This is a genomic window from Acidovorax sp. LjRoot204 (assembly GCF_056175785.1).
In genome coordinates, this window is sequence record NZ_JBGFFF010000002.1 from 82928 (window position 1) to 99866 (window position 16939).

Genomic DNA, 16939 nt, shown 5'->3' on the forward strand with positions numbered 1-16939 from the left:
CCACAGGCCGATCAGCGCTGCACACGCACCAGCGCCGATTCCAGCCCGGCGCCATCGAGTTTCTCTTTGAGCACTTCGGCATCGTCACGCTTGGTGAAAGGACCGAWGCGCACCCGGAAGACCGCCCGGCCATTTTGCTCACGCTCGCTCACACGGGCCTCCCAGCCCAGCATGGCCAGCTTGGCGCGCTGGGCGTCTGCGTCGGCCTGGGTGCGGAAGGCGCCCGCCTGCACAAAGTAGTCAAACGGGTCCACACTGCCCTTGGCCGCGGCCTTGGCCACGGCCAGATCGCCCAGCGGGTCAGCGCCCGGCTTGCTCTCGGCCTTGGCCTCGGCTTTGGCGTCTGGCTTGCTCGCGGCAGGCTTGGCAGCCGACGCGGCGGCGCGCACCTCGGGTGCCGGTGCCGATGCAGGGGCTGACGCGGCTGCTGCCACCGCTGGCGCCGCAGGGCGGGCCGGGTTTTTGCCATACAGCGGCGAGTTCGGGTCCCAGTTCTTGTTTTTCTGGGACTCCGCTGCGTCCAGGTCGGCGCCGCGGCCATTGCCCTTGTTCAGGAAGGGCACCGGCACCTTGGTCACGTACACGGCCACGGCCAGCGCCGCGCCCAGGCCCACGATGACCCCGACGATGAAGCCGACAATGGTCCCGCCCGTCTGTTGCTTTTTCATATTGGTAGTAACTGCTTACATTCTGGCCGGGGCCGACACGCCCAGCACGGCCAGGCCATTGTGCAATACCTGGGCGGTGGCAGCGACCAGCGCCAGGCGCGCCTTCTTCACAGCCTCGTCGTCCACGAGGATGCGCTCGGCATCGTAATAGCTGTGGTAGCTGGCGGCCAGGTCGCGCAGGTAGAAGGTCACATCGTGTGGCGCCTCACCGTCGGCGGCGGCGGTGAGCATCTCGGGGTACTTGGCCAGTTGCAGCATCAGCGCCTGGGCCTGCGGGCCTTCGAGGGCGGACAGGTCCACATCCTTGAGCGAAGCCACATCACCACCGCCCGCCTCTTGCCACGCACGCAGCACCGACTGGATGCGGGCATGCGCGTACTGCACGTAGTACACGGGGTTGTCGTTGTTCTGTGCCACGGCCAGGTCCACGTCGAAGGTGTACTCGGTGTCGGGCTTGCGGCTGAGCAGGAAGAAGCGCACCGCATCCTTGCTGGTCCACTCGATCAAATCGCGCAGCGTGACGTAGCTGCCGGCACGCTTGCTGATCTTGACCTCTTCGCCGCCCTTGACCACCCGCACCATGGTGTGCAGCACGTAGTCGGGGTARCCCTYGGGRATSCCSACRYCSGCCGCCTGCAGGCCGGCGCGCACSCGSGCGATGGTGCCGTGGTGGTCSGTGCCCTGGATGTTGACMACCTTGKKGAAGCCGCGCTCCCACTTGGCRATGTGGTASGCSACGTCGGGCACGAARTASGTGWASGTGCCGTCCTGCTTSYKCATSACGCGGTCCTTGTCGTCGCCGTAATCGGTGGACTTGAGCCACAGCGCACCGTCCTGCTCGTAGGTCTTGCCGTTGGCTACGAGCTTGTTCACCGTGGCCTCGACGCGGCCGCTGGTGTACAGGCTGGATTCGAGGTAGTACTCGTCGAACTGGAGGTTGAAGGCCTGCAGGTCCTTGTCCTGCTCGTTGCGCAGGTAGGCCACCGCAAACTGGCGGATGTTGTCGTAGTCCTCCACATCGCCGTTGGCCGTGAACTCGCGGTCGTCAGCCTTCACGGTGGCCTTGGCCTTGAAGGCCTCGGCGATGTCGGCGATGTAGTCGCCGTTGTAGAAGTTCTTGGCCAGCGGGTTCTCGCTGTCGGTGGGCCAGCAGTCGTCGCCAGGCTTGAAGCCCTTGGCGCGCAGCTGCGTGCTCTTGGTCAGCGTGTCGATCTGTACGCCTGCGTCGTTGTAATAGAACTCGCGGTGCACCTTCCAGCCCTGGGTGCTGAACAGGTTGCAAATCGCATCGCCCAGCGCGGCCTGGCGGCCGTGGCCCACGTGCAGCGGGCCCGTGGGGTTGGCCGACACGAACTCGACCAGCACCTGCTGGCCGTTGCTGGCTTGGTAACCAAAGCGCTCGCCCGCAGCCAGCACCTCACGCACCACTTCCTGCTTGGCGGCGGGTTGGAGGCGGATGTTCAGAAAGCCCGGGCCCGCGATTTCAATGGCGGACACCCAGCGCTGAAAGGCGGGCGTGGCTTCGAGTGCGGCCTTGAGCTGCTCGCCCAGTGCGCGCGGGTTGAGCTTGAGGGGCTTGGCCAGTTGCATGGCCGCGGTGCAGGCGAAGTCGCCATGGGCCGCCACCTTGGGAGATTCAAAGGCTGCCTTGGCGCCAGCGCCGGGGAACAGGTTTTCCAGCTCGGCTGCGAGCGCAGCGAGCAATTCATTTTTGGCTGTGAGCATCGGTGGATTTTACGGGTCTGCCAGCAGCAGGGCGCCAGACGCGCCGCCAGGAGGCATCCCGCAGCGAAAGGCACAATGGGCCGCAATGCCCTTTCAACCGGAGAGTGCGCGTGCAACCCCAGCCCATCCTGCTCTATCGGCGCCGCTGGACCCTGGTGTTTCAGGTGCCTTTTGTGCTGCTGATGGCGATATGCCTGGCGTTCTCGCTGTATGGGGCTTTGGCATCGAACGACCGGCTGCTCACGATCCTCTGTCTGTGTGCCGCGTTCGTCTCCCTCTGTGTGGGCGGAACCCTGGGCCGGTCCGCTCTGGAGGCCTACCGGGAGCAAGACCCGGCAATCGTCATTGATGCCACCGGCATCACCGACCTGCGCCAGGACGACCCGCACACCGTGCCCTGGGAAGCCATGGAACGAGTGCACCTGGACGACTACGAAGGCGTGATCCTGGTCAAGTTGCGACCCGGCCACAAGGACTCTGCGCTGGGCGTGATCATCAAGACACTCAAACGCTGGCAGCAACGGGGTGATGTGGTGTTTGCCCTCGGCGGGCTGGCGCACGACCCCCGGCAAATCCAGACGGCACTGAAAGCCTTTCACGCGGCAGCGGCCACCAAGCCCCGTACAAGGTTGTCATGACTTGTGCGCGTTGTCGCACGCCATGTTCTATGGTGCAATGCCGTCGGGACCCCCCATAACGCATTCACACCAGGAGATTCCATGAAAAAGCTTCTTTCCCTGACTGCACTCGGCCTGGCCCTCACACTGGGCGCGGGCGCTCACGCCGCCGAAGACGCCAAGGCCCCTACCAAACAGCAATCGAAGATGGCGACCTGCAACAAGGACGCCGGAGACATGAAGGGCGACGAGCGCAAGGCCTTCATGAAGACCTGCCTGAGCAACAAGCCTGCCACCCAGCAGGACAAGATGAAAACCTGCAACGCCGACGCCAAGGCCAAGACGCTCAAGGGCGACGAGCGCAAGGCCTTCATGAGCGAGTGCCTGAAGAAGTGATTTCACACCCGGTGCTCGCCACCGAGGTCGATAAGCTAAAGCCCGCCGGCATCCAGCCAGGCGGGCTTTTTTAATAGGGGATATGTCCGCTTACCAGCCGCGCGCCCAGAACACTGCAATCACGGCCACCACGGGCAGCACATGCGACTGGATCATCACCAGACGGCGCACCCGCGCGACTTCTGCGGCGGGCGGCAGGGCGCCAGTGATGCGCAGGTTCTGGCGCCAGCGGCGAAACGCAGCCGAGGGCACAAACGACAGCACGACCATGGCCAGCACCAGGGTGATCTTGATGTGAAACAGGGGCTGCGACAGGTACCACGAGGCGCCCTTCACGCCCCAGATCAACCGGGCCAGGCCGCTGCCAATCATCACCGCCCCGGCCACACCGTAGATCACATCCAAGCGGGCCAGGCGCTCGACCACGGCAGCATTGAGCCACTCGATACGGCACAGCGCCGCCTGGCTGGACAGAAAAACCACAAAGGTCAGGATGGCCAGAAGGTGAAAGGCGGCCAGGATGGCTTCGAGGGTCATGGTGCAGATTCCTTGTAGCGCCCGAGGCCACTGCGCAGCTCCAAGCGCTCACAGTGCCATCCGGCAGGGCCACCATTGTGCGCGATGGCGCGGGCCTGACCGCTCCAAAAAGAAGCGGCGCGGGCCCGAAAGCCCGCGCCGCTGGCAGCGCTGATTCAGCAAGTACCCGCCATCAAGCCACGGTGCGCGCCACCGTCGCCACAGGCACATCCGCCGACACCACGGGGGCCGAGGCCGCAGACACTGCGAGCGGCAGCGGATGGCCATTCATCGCCGCGTCCAGGCGATCTTGGTCCAGCGCGTTTTCCCAGCGGGAGACGACCACCGTGGCCACGGCGTTGCCGATGAAGTTGGTCAGCGATCGGCATTCGCTCATGAAGCGGTCCACGCCCAGAATCAGCGCCATGCCGGCCACGGGCACTTCGGGCACCACGGCCAGGGTGGCGGCCAGGGTGATGAAGCCCGCGCCCGTCACACCCGCTGCGCCCTTGGAAGACAGCATCGCCACCAGCAACAGCGCCACCTGGTGGCCCAGCGTCAGCTCGGTGTTGGTAGCCTGGGCGATGAACAGCGCGGCCAGCGTCATGTAGATGTTGGTGCCGTCCAGGTTGAACGAGTAGCCCGTGGGCACCACGAGACCCACCACCGACTTGCTGCAACCGGCTTTTTCCATCTTTTCCATCAGCGACGGCAGGGCGGATTCAGACGAAGACGTGCCCAGCACCAGCATCAGCTCAGCCTTGAGGTAGCGGATCAGCTTGAACACCGAGAAGCCACACAGGCGTGCCACAAAGCCCAGGATCACCACCACAAACAGCAGCGAGGTGATGTAGAACGAGCCCACCAGCCACGCCAGGTTGACCAGCGAGCCCAGACCAAACTTGCCAATGGTGAACGCCATGGCACCAAACGCACCCAGGGGCGCGGCCTTCATCACGATGCCCACCACCTTGAACACAGGCGTCGTCAGCGCGTCCAGAAAGTTCAGCACCGGACGGCCTGCCTCACCCACCATCGCCAGGCCAATGCCAAACAGCACGGCCACCAGCAGCACCTGCAGGATGTTGTCGCCCACAAACGGGCTCACCAGCGTCTTGGGGATGATGTCCATCGCAAAGCCCGTGAGCGTCATCTCATGCGACTTGGCCACGTAGCCCTTCACAGCCGTCTGGTCCAGGTCGGCCACATTGATGTTCATGCCCGCGCCGGGCTGCACCACGTTGGCCACCACCAGGCCCACCACCAGGGCCAGCGTGGAGAAGAACAGGAAGTACGCCATGGCCTTGCCGAACACGCGGCCCACGGTGGAGAGCTGCGACATGCCAGCGATGCCGGTCACGATGGTCAGGAAGATCACCGGAGCGATGATCATCTTGACCAGCTTGATGAACGCGTCACCCAGCGGCTTGAGCGCCTCGCCGTAGGACGGCTCGAAATGGCCCAGCAGAACGCCCAGGACGATGGCGAACACCACCTGGAAGTACAGTTGCCGATAAAAAGGCAGCTTCAAGGTCGAGGCTGCGGGAGCGGAATGGTTGTGCATGGAACGGGTCTCCTGGGGTCACGGGTCTGCACCACCGGGGTGCCTCCGGCGCGCGTCAAGGGTGCCGTTTGTACCGCTGCACTTTGTTTCAGCCGATAACCTATTGGTATTAGTCGAGAGCGGCTTCATAGGAGAACGCGTGCACCAAATCAGGGTAACTACTTAGTCCCCAGCCTGGTGCAGCACACTCCCACCCGCACCCAATTGGCCTTGGTGCCGCACAACCACCCCGCTGGATTCCCATGCCCACGCCCCGCCTTCGCCAGTTCTGGACGCTGCTCATCCTGCTAGCAGGCACGGTGGCCAGCATGTTCGCGGCCGGCCAGTGGGCCTGGCACCGGTCCTTGCTGGACGAAAGCGAGAGCGTGCAGCGCCAGCTGGCCCTGTACGGGCAGACGCTGGCCCAGCGCATCGACCGCTACCGCACCCTGCCCGAGGTGCTGGCCCTGGACGCGCAGTTGCAGGACGCCCTGCGCCGCACCCTGAGCACCGACGAGGTAGCGCAGCTCAACCGCAAGCTGGAGCAGGCCAACGGCGCCAGCCAGTCCTCCACCCTCACCCTGCTCGACCGCGACGGCCTGGCCGTGGCCGCCAGCAACTGGCGCACAGCCACCAGCAACGTGGGCGTGGACTACAGCTTTCGCCCCTATGTGCAGCAGGCGCTGGCCCAGGGGCGCGGCAGCTTCTACGGCATTGGCGTGACCACGGGCGAGCCGGGCTACTTCCTGTCGCAGGCCATCCGTGACGACAGCGGCCACATCCTGGGGCTGGTGGCCATCAAGATTGCGCTGCAGGAGCTGGAGCGCGAATGGCTGCAGACACCCGACATCGTGCTCGCGTCGGACGCGCATGGCGTGGTCTTTCTCGCCAGCCAGGACGCCTGGCGCTACCGCCTGCTGGAGCCGCTGGACGACGAAGAGCGCCGTGAGCTGAACGCCACCCGGCAGTACTCCGACCAGCCGCTGCGCCCGCTCGACGTCCGCGTGGACGACCGCCTGGACAACGGCGGGCGGCTGGTGCGCGTGCAACCGTCCGCCGACATGCCCGCCCCGCCCGGCCGCATGCTGTGGCTGACCCAGCCCCTGCCCGGCACGCCCTGGCAACTGCACCTGGTGCACACCACCCACAGCAGCATTGCCGACAGCCGCTGGGCGGCCGCAGCCGGGGGCGGCGGCTGGCTGGCCCTGTCGCTGCTGGTGCTGTTTGTGCGCCAGCGCCAGCGCCTGGCCCGCCTGCGCCAGCGCAGCCGCCAGGAGCTGGAGACCGTGCTGCAACAGCACGCGCAGGAGTTGCGCACCGCGCAGGACGGCATCGTGCAGGCCGCGCAGCAGGCTGACATGGGCCTTTCCCGCAGTCTGGAACACCTGCCCCAGGGGGTGGTCATCATCGACGCCGACCTGAAGCTGGTGGCGTGGAACTCGCGCTATGTGCAGTTGTTCCGCTACCCCGCCGACCTGATGCAGGTGGGCCGCCCCATTGAAGACCTGATGCGCCACAACGCGCGCCGGGGCCTGCTGGGCCCGGGCCCGGTGGAAGAAGCCATCGAACGCCGCCTGGCCCACCTGCGCAGCGGCACCCCCCACCTGCACGAAAGCGCCAAGGACGACGGCACGGTGCTGGAGATCCGGGGCAACCCGTTGCCCGAGGGCGGTTTTGTGACCAGCTACGCCGACATCACCAGCTACAAGAACGCCGCACGCGAGCTGCGATCGCTGGCCGACGCACTGGAGCAGCGCGTGGCCGACCGCACCCGCGACCTGGACGCCGCGCGGCGCGAGGCCGAGCAGGCCAACCGCTCCAAAACCCGCTTTGTGGCCGCCGCCGTGCACGACCTGCTGCAGCCCCTGAACGCCGCACGCATGTTCACCTCGCTGCTGCGCAGCCATCTGCCGGGTGACGCCGAACGGCACGCCGTGGACAGCATCGACGGCGCCTTGGCCGCGCAGGACGCAATCCTCAACAGCCTGCTCGACATCTCGCGCATGGAATCGGGCCAGTTCGACGTACACATCCACGACGTAGCGCTGGGCCCGCTGCTGCAGGTGCTGGGCCACAACTTTGGTGTGCTGGCCGAAAGCCAGGGCCTGCAACTGCGCTGCGTGCCCACGCGCGCCGTGGTCCGCACCGACGACAACCTGCTGCGCCGCATCCTGCAGAACTTTGTCTCCAACGCCATCCGCTACAGCCGGCGCGGGCGCATCGTGGTGGGCTGCCGCAGGGTGGGCGACCACCACCTGCGCATCGAGGTGCACGACCAGGGCCCCGGCATCCCCGAGGCATTGCAGCGCGAGATCTTTGAAGAATTCCGCCGCCTGGACGAAGGCCGCGCCGACGACCGKGGCGCMGGSCTSGGCCTGGCCATCGTCGAACGCMTSGGYCGCCTGCTGGGGCACSRSATYGGCCTGCGCTCRCAGYTRGGGCGCGGCAGCGTGTTCTGGGTGTGTGTGCCGCTGGGCAACCCCGCCGCCGCGCAGCAGGCTGCGCCCCCCGCCACCACGCAGCAACCCGCCGACGACGCCCCCCTGCAAGGCAGCAGCGCCTGGATCATTGATGACGACGGCCCTACCTGCGCCGCCACGCAGGCCCTGCTGCAGCGCTGGGGCTGCACGGTGCCGCTGGCCGCTGGCGCGCCCGAGGCCCTGGCCGCCGCCCAGCCCGGCCAAGCACCGCAGCTGGTGCTGCTGGACGTGCACCTGGGCGCCGGCCTCCACGGCCCTGAAGTATTCGCGCAGCTGTGCCAGCGCTGGGGCCAGACGCCTGCCGTGATCCTGGTCACCGCCGAGCGCGATGCCACCCTGCGCCGCCAGGCCGCCGAACGCGGCTGGGGCTTTCTGGCCAAGCCGGTGCGGGCGCCCGCGCTGCGGGCGCTGGTGAGCCAGACGCTGCTGAGACAGGGAGCATCTCCCTGAGCCGCTGCGCGGCGGGGCGGCCTTTGCACGGCGCCTCGCGCAGGGTGCTGCGCCCGGGTGGAGAGGCTGCGCTCTTCGCTACGCTTTTAGTAGCATCCAGGGCTCGTTGAATAAGCGACAACGGCCGTTTCGATGCAGATCTCCACCTCAGGAAGACACGCCGTCTTCCGTCTCCAGGCTTTTGACCAGCACAGCCGCCTGCGTGCGGCTGTAGCACTCCAGCTTTTTCAGGATGGCGGTGACATGCACCTTGACGGTGTTCTCGGCCAGACCCAGCGTGGCCGCGATCTGCTTGTTGAGCAAACCATCGGCCAGGCAGAGCAGCACGCGGAACTGCTGGGGCGTGAGCTGCGCCAGGCGCGCGGCCAGTTCGGCGTCGGCCTCGGAGCGCTCGGCCGCCATGGGCGGGAACCAGCTGCCGCCGTCCAGCACGGCCTGGATGGCGTCGCCCATGGCGTCGGCGGGCGCGGACTTGGGGATGAAGCCCGCAGCACCAAACTGCTGGGCGCGGCGGATGACGCGGGGGTGGTCGTTGGACGAGATGATGACCACGGGCAGCTCGGGGTATTCGCCGCGCACATGCAGCAGGGCAGAGAAGCCGCGCGTGCCGGGCATGCTCAGGTCCAGCAGCACCAGCTCGACCTCGGGATGGTCCTGCAGCGCCTGACCCAGCGTGGCGGCGCTGGCCGCCTCCAGCGTGCGGAACTGCGGCAGCCGCTCGCGCAGCACGTGCAGCACAGCCGCACGGAACAGCGGGTGGTCGTCAGCGACGAGGAGCGTGGGCGCGGTGGACATGGAGTGTTGTGCAGTCTGCCACGGGGGCTATCAGCCGCCGGCCTGCGGGCCTTTCCAGAACGCGGGCTGTGCGTACTGGTGCTTGAGGTGTTCGATCCACAGCCGCACCCGCAGCGGCATGTGCTTGCGCTGCGGAAACACCACATAGATGCCGTTGGGCGGCGCCGCAAAATCGTGCAGCACCTCCACCAGGCGCCCGGCGGCGATCTCGGCCTCCACCTCCCAGGTGCTGCGCCAGGCAATGCCGTAGCCCGCCAGGCACCAGTCGTGCAGCACCTGCCCGTCCGAGCAATCGAGCGGGCCGCCGGGCTTGAGGTGGATGACCTCGGTGCCACCGCCCTCGACCGGCATGCGGAACGCCCAGCCCCGTGTTTGCGATGCCTCGCTCGACAGCGTGAGGCAGTCGTGCTGCACCAGCTCGCTGGGGTGGCGCGGCGTGCCGTGGCGCTGCAGGTAGGCGGGTGTGGCCACGCACAGGCGGCGGTTGTCGGCAATGCGCACGCTCACCAGCGACGAGTCGGGCAGGTCGCCCACGCGCACGGCGCAGTCATAGCCCTCGCCCGCCAGGTCCACCACGCGGTCGCTGAGGTTGAGCGAGATGGTCACGTCCGGGTGGGCGGTGCGAAAACGTGGCACCAGCGGCGCCACATGGCGGCGGCCAAAGCCGGCCGGTGCGGTGATGCGCAAATGGCCCGTGGCCTTGACGCCCCCTTCGGACACGCTGGCCTCGGCGTTGGCCACGTCGGACAACAGGCGCTGGCAGTCTTCCAGAAACGCACTGCCCTCGTGCGTGAGGCTGATGCGGCGCGTGGTGCGCACCAGCAGCTTCACGCCCAGGTGTTCTTCCAGCGCATCGAGCCGCCGCCCCATGATGGCTGGGGCCACGCCCTCGGCCTTGGCCGCAGCGGTGAGGCTGCCGCGTGTTGCCACCGACACAAACGATTCGAAGGCCTTGAGTTTGTCCATGGGCGCTGATTATGGGGATAAAGCGGAGAAGGGCCTGGTGACGGACTTGGGCACGGCCTGTGATCGGTTTTAAAGCCAAACAGGCCGCATGTGCTAGTGGAATATGCTTGAGCAGCTACATAAATGATAGTGAACCAGCATCACCCGCACTTCACACCAGGCGCGACTTGAGGAACCCCACGGTGCCATAGCGCTTGACCTCGGTGTAGAGGTCGCGCGTGAGGCCCTGCACCATGGCGGTGTAGGCGTCGGCCAGGTCGGGGGCGATAGTGAAGTGGTCGTAGTTCACGATCACGCCCACGCGCTCGCCCTGTGCGGCGAGCGGGGCGAGCAGGCGGCGCACCTCCTGCTCGATGGCGTCAATGGTGCTGGCGGTGTTGATCTGCAGGCCCGAGAAGTCGATGTGCAGCAGCTGGCGCGCGGCGTCCAGCTCAAAGCGCTGCACCAGCGGGCGGTTGAGCAGCTGCTCGCGCAGGCCCAGCGGGCCGGGCTCGAACAGGCGCAGGTCCATGGTCTGCAGGCCGGGGCTGATGCGCGGCGTGAATGCCATGTGGGCCAGCACGTCGCGGTGCAGGTCGATGCCGGGCGCCAACTCGATGAGTTCCAGCGCGCCGCTGCCATCCGCCTCGCCCGAGGGCACCAGGCGGAACACGCAGCGCTCGGTCACATACAACACGCGCTGGCCGCGCCGCAGCGCCTCGGCGCCGCTGAAGGTGCGGTGCTCGACTTCGCGCACCAGCTTGCGCGCGCCGCCTTCGTGCAGGATGTGCAGGTGGCCGTCCACGGCCTCCACCTGCAGCGCACCCGCCGTGAAGGTGCCAACAAACACCACGGTCTTTGCGTTCTGGCTGATGTTGATGAAGCCGCCCGCACCCGCCAGGCGCGGCCCAAACTTGCTCACGTTGAGGTTGCCGTGCTGGTCGGCCTGCGCCAGGCCCAGGATCGCGATGTCCAGGCCCCCGCCGTCGTAGAAGTCGAACTGGTTGGGCTGGTCGATGATGGCCTGCGGGTTCACGGCCGCGCCAAAGTTCAGCCCGCCGGCGGGGATGCCGCCGATCACGCCGGGCTCGGCCGTGAGCGTGACGAGGTCGATGATGCGCTCTTCAGCCGCCACGTTGGCCACGCCCTCGGGCATGCCGATCCCCAGATTCACCACCTGGTGCGGGCGCAGCTCCAGCGCCGCACGGCGGGCGATGATCTTGCGCTCGGTGAGCGGCATGGCCTCCAGCGTRTCCATGGGCACGCGCAGCTCGCCCGCAAACGCGGCGCTGTAGGGCTCGGCAAAGGTCTGGTGGTGGTGCGCGGGCTCGGTGGCCAGCACCACGGCGTCCACCAGCACGCCGGGCACCTTCACCTGCCGGGGGTTGAGCGTGCCGCGCTCGGCAATGCGCTCGACCTGGGCGATGACCACGCCGCCCGAGTTGCGCGCGGCCATGGCGATGGCCAGCGCTTCGAGCGTGAGCGCCTCGCGCTCCATGGTGAGGTTGCCGTCGGCGTCGGCAGTGGTCGCGCGGATGATGCCCACGTGGATCGGAAAGGCCTTGTAGAACAGGTAGTCCTGCCCGTCGATGGGCAGGATGCGCACCAGGTCTTCGGTGGTGCGCGCGTTGAGCTTGCCGCCGCCGTGGCGCGGGTCCACAAAGGTGTCCAGGCCCACGCGCGTGAGCGTGCCGGGCTTGCCCGCAGCGATGTCGCGGAACAAATGCGTGATCACGCCCTGGGGCAGGTTCCAGGCCTCGATCTGGTTGTCCACCGCCAGCTTCTGGATGCGCGGCACCAGGCTCCAGTGCCCGCCGATCACGCGCTTGAGCAGGCCGGCGTGGCCCAGGTGGTTGAGGCCCCGCTGCTTGCCGTCGCCCTGGCCTGCGGCGTAGACCAGCGTGAGGTCGCGCGGGGTTTGGGTCGTTTCCCAGCGCTGGGCCAGCGCCACCGCAATGCTCTCGGCAAAGCCGATGCCCACAAAGCCGCCCGTGGCCACGGTGTCGCCATCGTGGATGAGCTGCACGGCATCGGCGGCGCTCACGATCTTGTTCTTGTGGGCCGCGTTGAGCGCGCTGGCGTCCAGGGGTGCCTGCATGGGTTTGTCTCCCGGTGGGTTTGTTGTGCGCGCAGCGTAGTGGGTAACGGGCGAAAGCACCATTCAGGGTGACTACGGACTGTCACCAGTTTTGCGTAAAAGTCACTGGTTTAGAGATTTTCAGCGTATTTATGTGGGCAAACATTTGCAATACAGTCTGTCCATGGCCTGCTGTTGCGGGCACCGTTTTTCATTGATCTCCGTTTTCACCACTCTTCTTGAGGCACCCCATGACCGAACGCACCCAAGTCCACGGCCTGCAAGTGGCCACTTCCCTGTACCGCTTTGTCGAAGACAAGGTGCTGCCCGGCACGGGGGTGGACGCCGCCGCCTTCTGGAAAGGTTTTGACGCCATCGTGTCCGACCTGGCTCCGCGCAACATCGCCCTGCTGGCCGAGCGCGACCGCCTCCAGACCGAGCTGGACACCTGGCACAAGGCCAACCCCGGCCCCATCCAGAACATGGTGGCCTACCGCGGCTTTCTCGAAAAGATCGGCTACCTGGTGCCCCAGCCTGCCGACGTGAAGGCCACGACCACCAACGTGGACGACGAGCTGGCCACGCAGGCCGGCCCGCAGCTGGTGGTGCCCATCCTGAACGCACGTTATGCACTCAACGCCGCCAACGCGCGCTGGGGCAGCCTGTATGACGCGCTGTATGGCACGGATGCGATCCCCGAGACTGACGGCGCCGAAAAGGGCAAGGGCTACAACCCCGTGCGCGGTGCCAAGGTGATCGCGTTTGCGCGCCAAGTGCTGGATGACACGGCGCCTTTGGCTGCAGGCTCGCACAAGGATTCGACGGGCTACAAGGTGGAAGGCGGCCAGCTGGTCGTGTCACTGGCCAACGGCAACACCACGGGCCTGAAGGACGCATCGCAGTTCAAGGGCTACCAGGGCAATGCCGCCGCGCCGTCGTCGGTGCTGCTGCAGCACAACGGCCTGCACCTCGAAATCCAGATCGACCGCAGCACGCCCATCGGCCAGTCCGATTCCGCAGGCGTGAGCGACCTGGTGCTGGAAGCGGCCCTGTCCACCATCCTGGACCTGGAAGACTCCGTGGCCGCCGTGGACGCCGAAGACAAGGTGCTGGGCTACAGCAACTGGCTGGGCATCATCCAGGCCACGCTGACCGAGCAGGTCGCCAAGGGCGGCAAGACCTTCACGCGCGGGCTGAACCCTGATCGCATCTACACGGCCCCCCAAGGCGGCGAAGTACGCCTGCATGGCCGCTCGCTGATGTTCCTGCGCAAYGTGGGCCACCTGATGACCAACCCGGCCATCCTGTGGAAGGACGCACAAGGTGCCGTGCGCGAAATCCCCGAAGGCATCATGGATGCGGTGGTGACCACGGCGATTGCACTGCACGACCTGCAGGGCCATGGACAAAACGGCATCCGCAACTCCCGCAAGGGCAGCRTCTACATCGTCAAGCCCAAGATGCACGGCCCSGCCGAAGTCGGCTTTGCCGCTGAACTCTTCGGCCGCGTAGAGAAGCTGCTGGGCCTGCCCGACAGCACCGTCAAGCTGGGCATCATGGACGAAGAGCGCCGCACGTCCGTCAACCTCAAGGCCTGTATTGCCGCTGCATCGACCCGCGTGGCGTTCATCAACACCGGYTTYCTCGACCGCACSGGCGACGAGATGCACACCGCCATGCACGSCGGCCCSATGRTSCGCAAGGGCGACATGAAGWCCAGCGCSTGGATCCAGTCGTACGAGAAGAACAACGTGCTRGTSGGCCTCTCSTGYGGCCTGCGCGGCAAGGCGCAGATCGGCAAGGGCATGTGGGCCATGCCCGACCTGATGGCCGMSATGCTCRAGCAGAAGATCGCSCACCCCAAGGCCGGYGCCAACACCGCCTGGGTGCCCWSSCCCACSGSYGCCACGCTGCACGCGCTGCACTACCACCAGGTGAAAGTGAGCGACATCCAGATCGAGCTGGAGAAAACCGACGCCAACGCCGAGCGCGACAACCTGCTGACCGGCCTGCTCACCGTGCCCGTGGCCGCCGCCCCCAACTGGAGCGACGCCGAAAAGCAGCAGGAGCTGGACAACAACGCACAGGGCATCCTGGGCTACGTGGTGCGCTGGGTGGACCAGGGCGTGGGCTGCTCCAAGGTGCCCGACATCCACAACGTGGGCCTGATGGAAGACCGCGCCACGCTGCGCATCAGCAGCCAGCATCTTGCCAACTGGCTGCACCATGGCGTGGTGACCGAGGCGCRGGTGCGCGCCACGTTCGAGCGCATGGCGGCCGTGGTGGACGGCCAGAACGCTGGCGACCCGCTGTACCAGCCCATGGCCGGCCACTTCGACACCAGCATGGCCTACAAGGCGGCCTGCGACCTGGTCTTCAAGGGCATGGAGCAGCCGAGCGGCTACACAGAACCGCTGCTGCACGCCTGGCGCCTGAAGCTGAAGGCCGCGCAAGCAGCCTAATTCCCGATAGCAGTCGGGGCCATGTTCGCGGCGTCGGCTGCTCCAATTTTGATAGCTGCTAGCGCAATCAATATATGCGCTGGCGGCTATTTTTGTTTGGGCGGCACCGTAGCTTGCCTCATTGGCGTGGATGGGACGCAGCGGCCGCGCGCGGGCAGCGCCGCGCCGTACACTGGCACCCGCGCCCACGCGTTTCTCCCCATGCCTGCAGCACTGTCCACCCCTCTCATCCCCTCTGTCTGCCCGCTGTGTGGGCAGCCCAATCAGTGCGCTATCGCGGCGGGTCTCCCAGCAGAAAGCTGCTGGTGCGTGACGCAGACCATCGACCCTGCGGCCTTGGCCGCTTTGGCACAGGAGGCACGCGGCAAGGTCTGTATCTGCGCGGCTTGCGGCGCGCCGGCGCCAGACGCACAGCAACCCTCCGCCGCAGGCCACCCGCCTTCGCCGATATGATTTGGGCTTTTCGCTGTCTTCACAGCGCGCGAAGGAACAAGACATGCCCACGTACCACATCGAAATGATGGAAGGCCGCACGGTCGAGCAGAAGAAGAAGCTGGTGGAAGAGATCACCCGCGTATCCGTCGAGATCCTGGGCGGCTCGCCCGAGTCGGTGGACATCCTGATTACGGACGTGAAGCGCGAAAACTGGGCCACGGGCGGCAAGCTCTGGCTGGAGCGCACATCCTGAGTGGTACAGCCTACCTCCGTCACTGACCCAGTGGCATCGCCTCTCTGCTGGATCGCTTCATGAGCACCGCTTCGGGGTCTCTGGCCGTATTGCGCGAGCGTTATGGCGAGCGCTACCGGTGGCTGTTGTTGCTGTCCGTGATGGTCGGCACCATGGCCTCCATCATGTCCTCCACCATCGTCAACGTGGCGATACCGGACATGAGCCACTACTTTGCACTGGGCCAGGAACGCGCCCAGTGGGTCACCTCCGGGTTCATGGTGGCCACCACCGTGTCCATGCTCACCACCCCCTGGCTGTTGTCGCGGTACGGTTACCGCGCGACTTATGTGGGCGCGATGTTGCTGCTGCTCATTGGCGGCGTGGGGGGCGGCCTGGCGCGCGACTTTGGTCTGGTGCTGGCAGCACGGGTGGCCGAGGGGCTGGCAGCGGGTGTGGTGCAACCCATCCCGGCCGTCATCATTTTGTACGCCTTCCAGCCCCATGAGCAGGGGCGCGCCAGCGGCATCTTCGGCATGGGCGTTGTGCTGGCGCCGGCCATCGGCCCGAGCATGGGCGGTTTGCTGGTGGATTGGTTTGGCTGGCGCTCCATATTTTTCATGGTGGTGCCGCTGTGCCTGGCCTCCATCTGGCTGGCGTACAAGTTTGTACCGGTCACCGCCCCTGGAGGGGTTGAGGCCAATCGGCAAGGCCAGGCGCTGGACTGGCGAGGTCTTCTGCTGGGCACGGTGGGAACGCTATGCCTGCTGAACGGCCTGGTGTCGCTGCATGGCGGCTCTCACGTCGAGGCGGTAGGCTTGCTGGTGGGTGCGGTGGTGGCCGTCGCCTGTTTCATTGCCTGGCAGCGCAAGCTGCTGCGCACCGGACGCAAGCCGCTCATGGACCTGCGCCTCTTCCAATACCGGCAGTTCGCCATGGGCAGTGTGGTGGCATTCATCTACGGCACCGCCTTGTTCGGCTCTACCTACCTGTTGCCGGTGTTCATGCAACTGGGGCTGGAGCTGTCGGCATCGCACGTGGGCACCCTCATGCTGCCGGCAGGGTTCGTTCTGGCCGCCACCATCGCCATGGTGGGCCGATTGGCGGACCGGCAGCCCACCCATTTGTTGGTCAGCACCGGGCTCGGTTTGCTGGCCCTGTCGTTCGGGCTGATGGTGTTTGTGGGCCTTGGCTCGTCGCTGTGGATGCTCGTCGCTTTTGCGATCCTGGGACGCATTGGACTCGGCTTCATTCTGCCCTCGCTGAATCTGGGCTCCATGCGCCCGCTGGACAAGTCGCTCATTTCTCAGGGCTCCAGCGCCATTGGCTTCTTGCGCATGCTGGGCGGCGCSGCCGGSGTSAGCCTGTGCGSCATCGTGCTCGAATGGCGACTCGGCGCACATGGTGCCTCGTTGACGGCCGGAGCAAGCAACCCGGCGCGCATCGCAGCATTCGGTGAAACCTTTTTGATGCTGACTTTTCTGTGTGGGCTGGCGCTGGTGGCCGCTTGGCAGCTGCGTGAGGCGCGGGCAGATTGACAGCAGGCACACCTTGTCCTGATGCTTGAAGGCGGATGCGCGCATTGAGCACCCAAGGCT

The 16939-nt window shown here is 66.4% G+C and carries 14 protein-coding genes; 7 read left to right on the forward strand and 7 right to left on the reverse strand.

Annotation, left to right across the window (positions count from 1 at the left end):
- Nucleotides 1-11 precede the first annotated feature (11 nt).
- Both AC04MI_RS00890 and argS read right to left on the reverse strand, forming a co-directional pair.
- Nucleotides 12-668, reverse strand: coding sequence for an SPOR domain-containing protein (locus AC04MI_RS00890; protein ID WP_476496920.1), 657 nt, complete (start codon nucleotides 666-668; stop codon nucleotides 12-14).
- Between the two features lie 15 nt (nucleotides 669-683).
- Entirely contained in the window at nucleotides 684-2393 is a 1710-nt protein-coding gene (argS, locus tag AC04MI_RS00895) for an arginine--tRNA ligase (protein ID WP_476496921.1), read from the reverse strand.
- Between the two features lie 110 nt (nucleotides 2394-2503).
- On the opposite strand from argS, the gene AC04MI_RS00900 reads away from it, so the two are divergent.
- Together AC04MI_RS00900 and AC04MI_RS00905 are read left to right on the forward strand one after the other, a co-directional pair.
- Entirely contained in the window at nucleotides 2504-3031 is a 528-nt protein-coding gene (locus AC04MI_RS00900; protein WP_436076865.1) for a hypothetical protein, read from the forward strand.
- An 81-nt stretch (nucleotides 3032-3112) separates the two neighbouring features.
- Nucleotides 3113-3406, forward strand: coding sequence for a PsiF family protein (locus AC04MI_RS00905; RefSeq protein WP_015016098.1), 294 nt, complete (start codon nucleotides 3113-3115; stop codon nucleotides 3404-3406).
- A 90-nt stretch (nucleotides 3407-3496) separates the two neighbouring features.
- On the opposite strand, the gene AC04MI_RS00910 is transcribed toward AC04MI_RS00905, so the two are convergent.
- Both AC04MI_RS00910 and AC04MI_RS00915 read right to left on the reverse strand, forming a co-directional pair.
- Complete coding sequence (locus AC04MI_RS00910) at nucleotides 3497-3943, reverse strand: DUF2214 family protein (RefSeq protein WP_260668803.1); 447 nt, start codon at nucleotides 3941-3943, stop codon at nucleotides 3497-3499.
- A 172-nt stretch (nucleotides 3944-4115) separates the two neighbouring features.
- Nucleotides 4116-5486: a dicarboxylate/amino acid:cation symporter gene (locus AC04MI_RS00915; protein ID WP_436076864.1), complete on the reverse strand. Its 1371-nt coding sequence runs from the start codon at nucleotides 5484-5486 to the stop codon at nucleotides 4116-4118.
- Nucleotides 5487-5728: 242 nt separating this feature from the next.
- On the opposite strand from AC04MI_RS00915, the gene AC04MI_RS00920 reads away from it, so the two are divergent.
- On the forward strand, nucleotides 5729-8395 hold the full coding sequence (locus AC04MI_RS00920; protein ID WP_476496922.1) for a hybrid sensor histidine kinase/response regulator: 2667 nt from the start codon (nucleotides 5729-5731) through the stop codon (nucleotides 8393-8395).
- Nucleotides 8396-8542: 147 nt separating this feature from the next.
- Here the strand turns inward: AC04MI_RS00920 and AC04MI_RS00925 are convergent, their stop codons facing one another.
- The 3 genes from AC04MI_RS00925 to AC04MI_RS00935 all read right to left on the reverse strand — a co-directional run bounded on the left by AC04MI_RS00925 (nucleotide 8543) and on the right by AC04MI_RS00935 (nucleotide 12233).
- On the reverse strand, nucleotides 8543-9190 hold the full coding sequence (locus tag AC04MI_RS00925) for a LuxR C-terminal-related transcriptional regulator (RefSeq protein ID WP_056747781.1): 648 nt from the start codon (nucleotides 9188-9190) through the stop codon (nucleotides 8543-8545).
- Between the two features lie 30 nt (nucleotides 9191-9220).
- Nucleotides 9221-10156: a LysR family transcriptional regulator gene (locus AC04MI_RS00930; RefSeq protein ID WP_015016104.1), complete on the reverse strand. Its 936-nt coding sequence runs from the start codon at nucleotides 10154-10156 to the stop codon at nucleotides 9221-9223.
- Nucleotides 10157-10307: 151 nt separating this feature from the next.
- Nucleotides 10308-12233 (reverse strand): acyl CoA:acetate/3-ketoacid CoA transferase, encoded by a 1926-nt coding sequence (locus AC04MI_RS00935; RefSeq protein ID WP_436076862.1) that lies wholly within the window; start codon nucleotides 12231-12233, stop codon nucleotides 10308-10310.
- Between the two features lie 230 nt (nucleotides 12234-12463).
- On the opposite strand from AC04MI_RS00935, the gene AC04MI_RS00940 reads away from it, so the two are divergent.
- The 4 genes from AC04MI_RS00940 to AC04MI_RS00955 all read left to right on the forward strand — a co-directional run bounded on the left by AC04MI_RS00940 (nucleotide 12464) and on the right by AC04MI_RS00955 (nucleotide 16879).
- Nucleotides 12464-14674 (forward strand): malate synthase G, encoded by a 2211-nt coding sequence (locus AC04MI_RS00940; RefSeq protein ID WP_476496923.1) that lies wholly within the window; start codon nucleotides 12464-12466, stop codon nucleotides 14672-14674.
- 201 nt (nucleotides 14675-14875) lie between these two features.
- On the forward strand, nucleotides 14876-15127 hold the full coding sequence (locus AC04MI_RS00945; RefSeq protein WP_476496924.1) for a cysteine-rich CWC family protein: 252 nt from the start codon (nucleotides 14876-14878) through the stop codon (nucleotides 15125-15127).
- Between the two features lie 13 nt (nucleotides 15128-15140).
- Nucleotides 15141-15362, forward strand: coding sequence for a 4-oxalocrotonate tautomerase (locus AC04MI_RS00950; protein WP_255356291.1), 222 nt, complete (start codon nucleotides 15141-15143; stop codon nucleotides 15360-15362).
- 59 nt (nucleotides 15363-15421) lie between these two features.
- Entirely contained in the window at nucleotides 15422-16879 is a 1458-nt protein-coding gene (locus AC04MI_RS00955; protein WP_476496925.1) for a DHA2 family efflux MFS transporter permease subunit, read from the forward strand.
- Nucleotides 16880-16939: the final 60 nt, after the last annotated feature.

Bases quoted from the DNA above. Each gene is read 5' to 3' on its own strand.
- AC04MI_RS00925 (WP_056747781.1), bottom strand. From the start codon at position 9,190: ATGTCCACCGCGCCCACGCTCCTCGTCGCTGACGACCACCCGCTGTTC.
- AC04MI_RS00910 (WP_260668803.1), bottom strand. From the start codon at position 3,943: ATGACCCTCGAAGCCATCCTGGCCGCCTTTCACCTTCTGGCCATCCTG.
- AC04MI_RS00915 (WP_436076864.1), bottom strand. From the start codon at position 5,486: ATGCACAACCATTCCGCTCCCGCAGCCTCGACCTTGAAGCTGCCTTTT.
- AC04MI_RS00930 (WP_015016104.1), bottom strand. From the start codon at position 10,156: ATGGACAAACTCAAGGCCTTCGAATCGTTTGTGTCGGTGGCAACACGC.
- AC04MI_RS00905 (WP_015016098.1), top strand. From the start codon at position 3,113: ATGAAAAAGCTTCTTTCCCTGACTGCACTCGGCCTGGCCCTCACACTG.
- AC04MI_RS00945 (WP_476496924.1), top strand. From the start codon at position 14,876: ATGCCTGCAGCACTGTCCACCCCTCTCATCCCCTCTGTCTGCCCGCTG.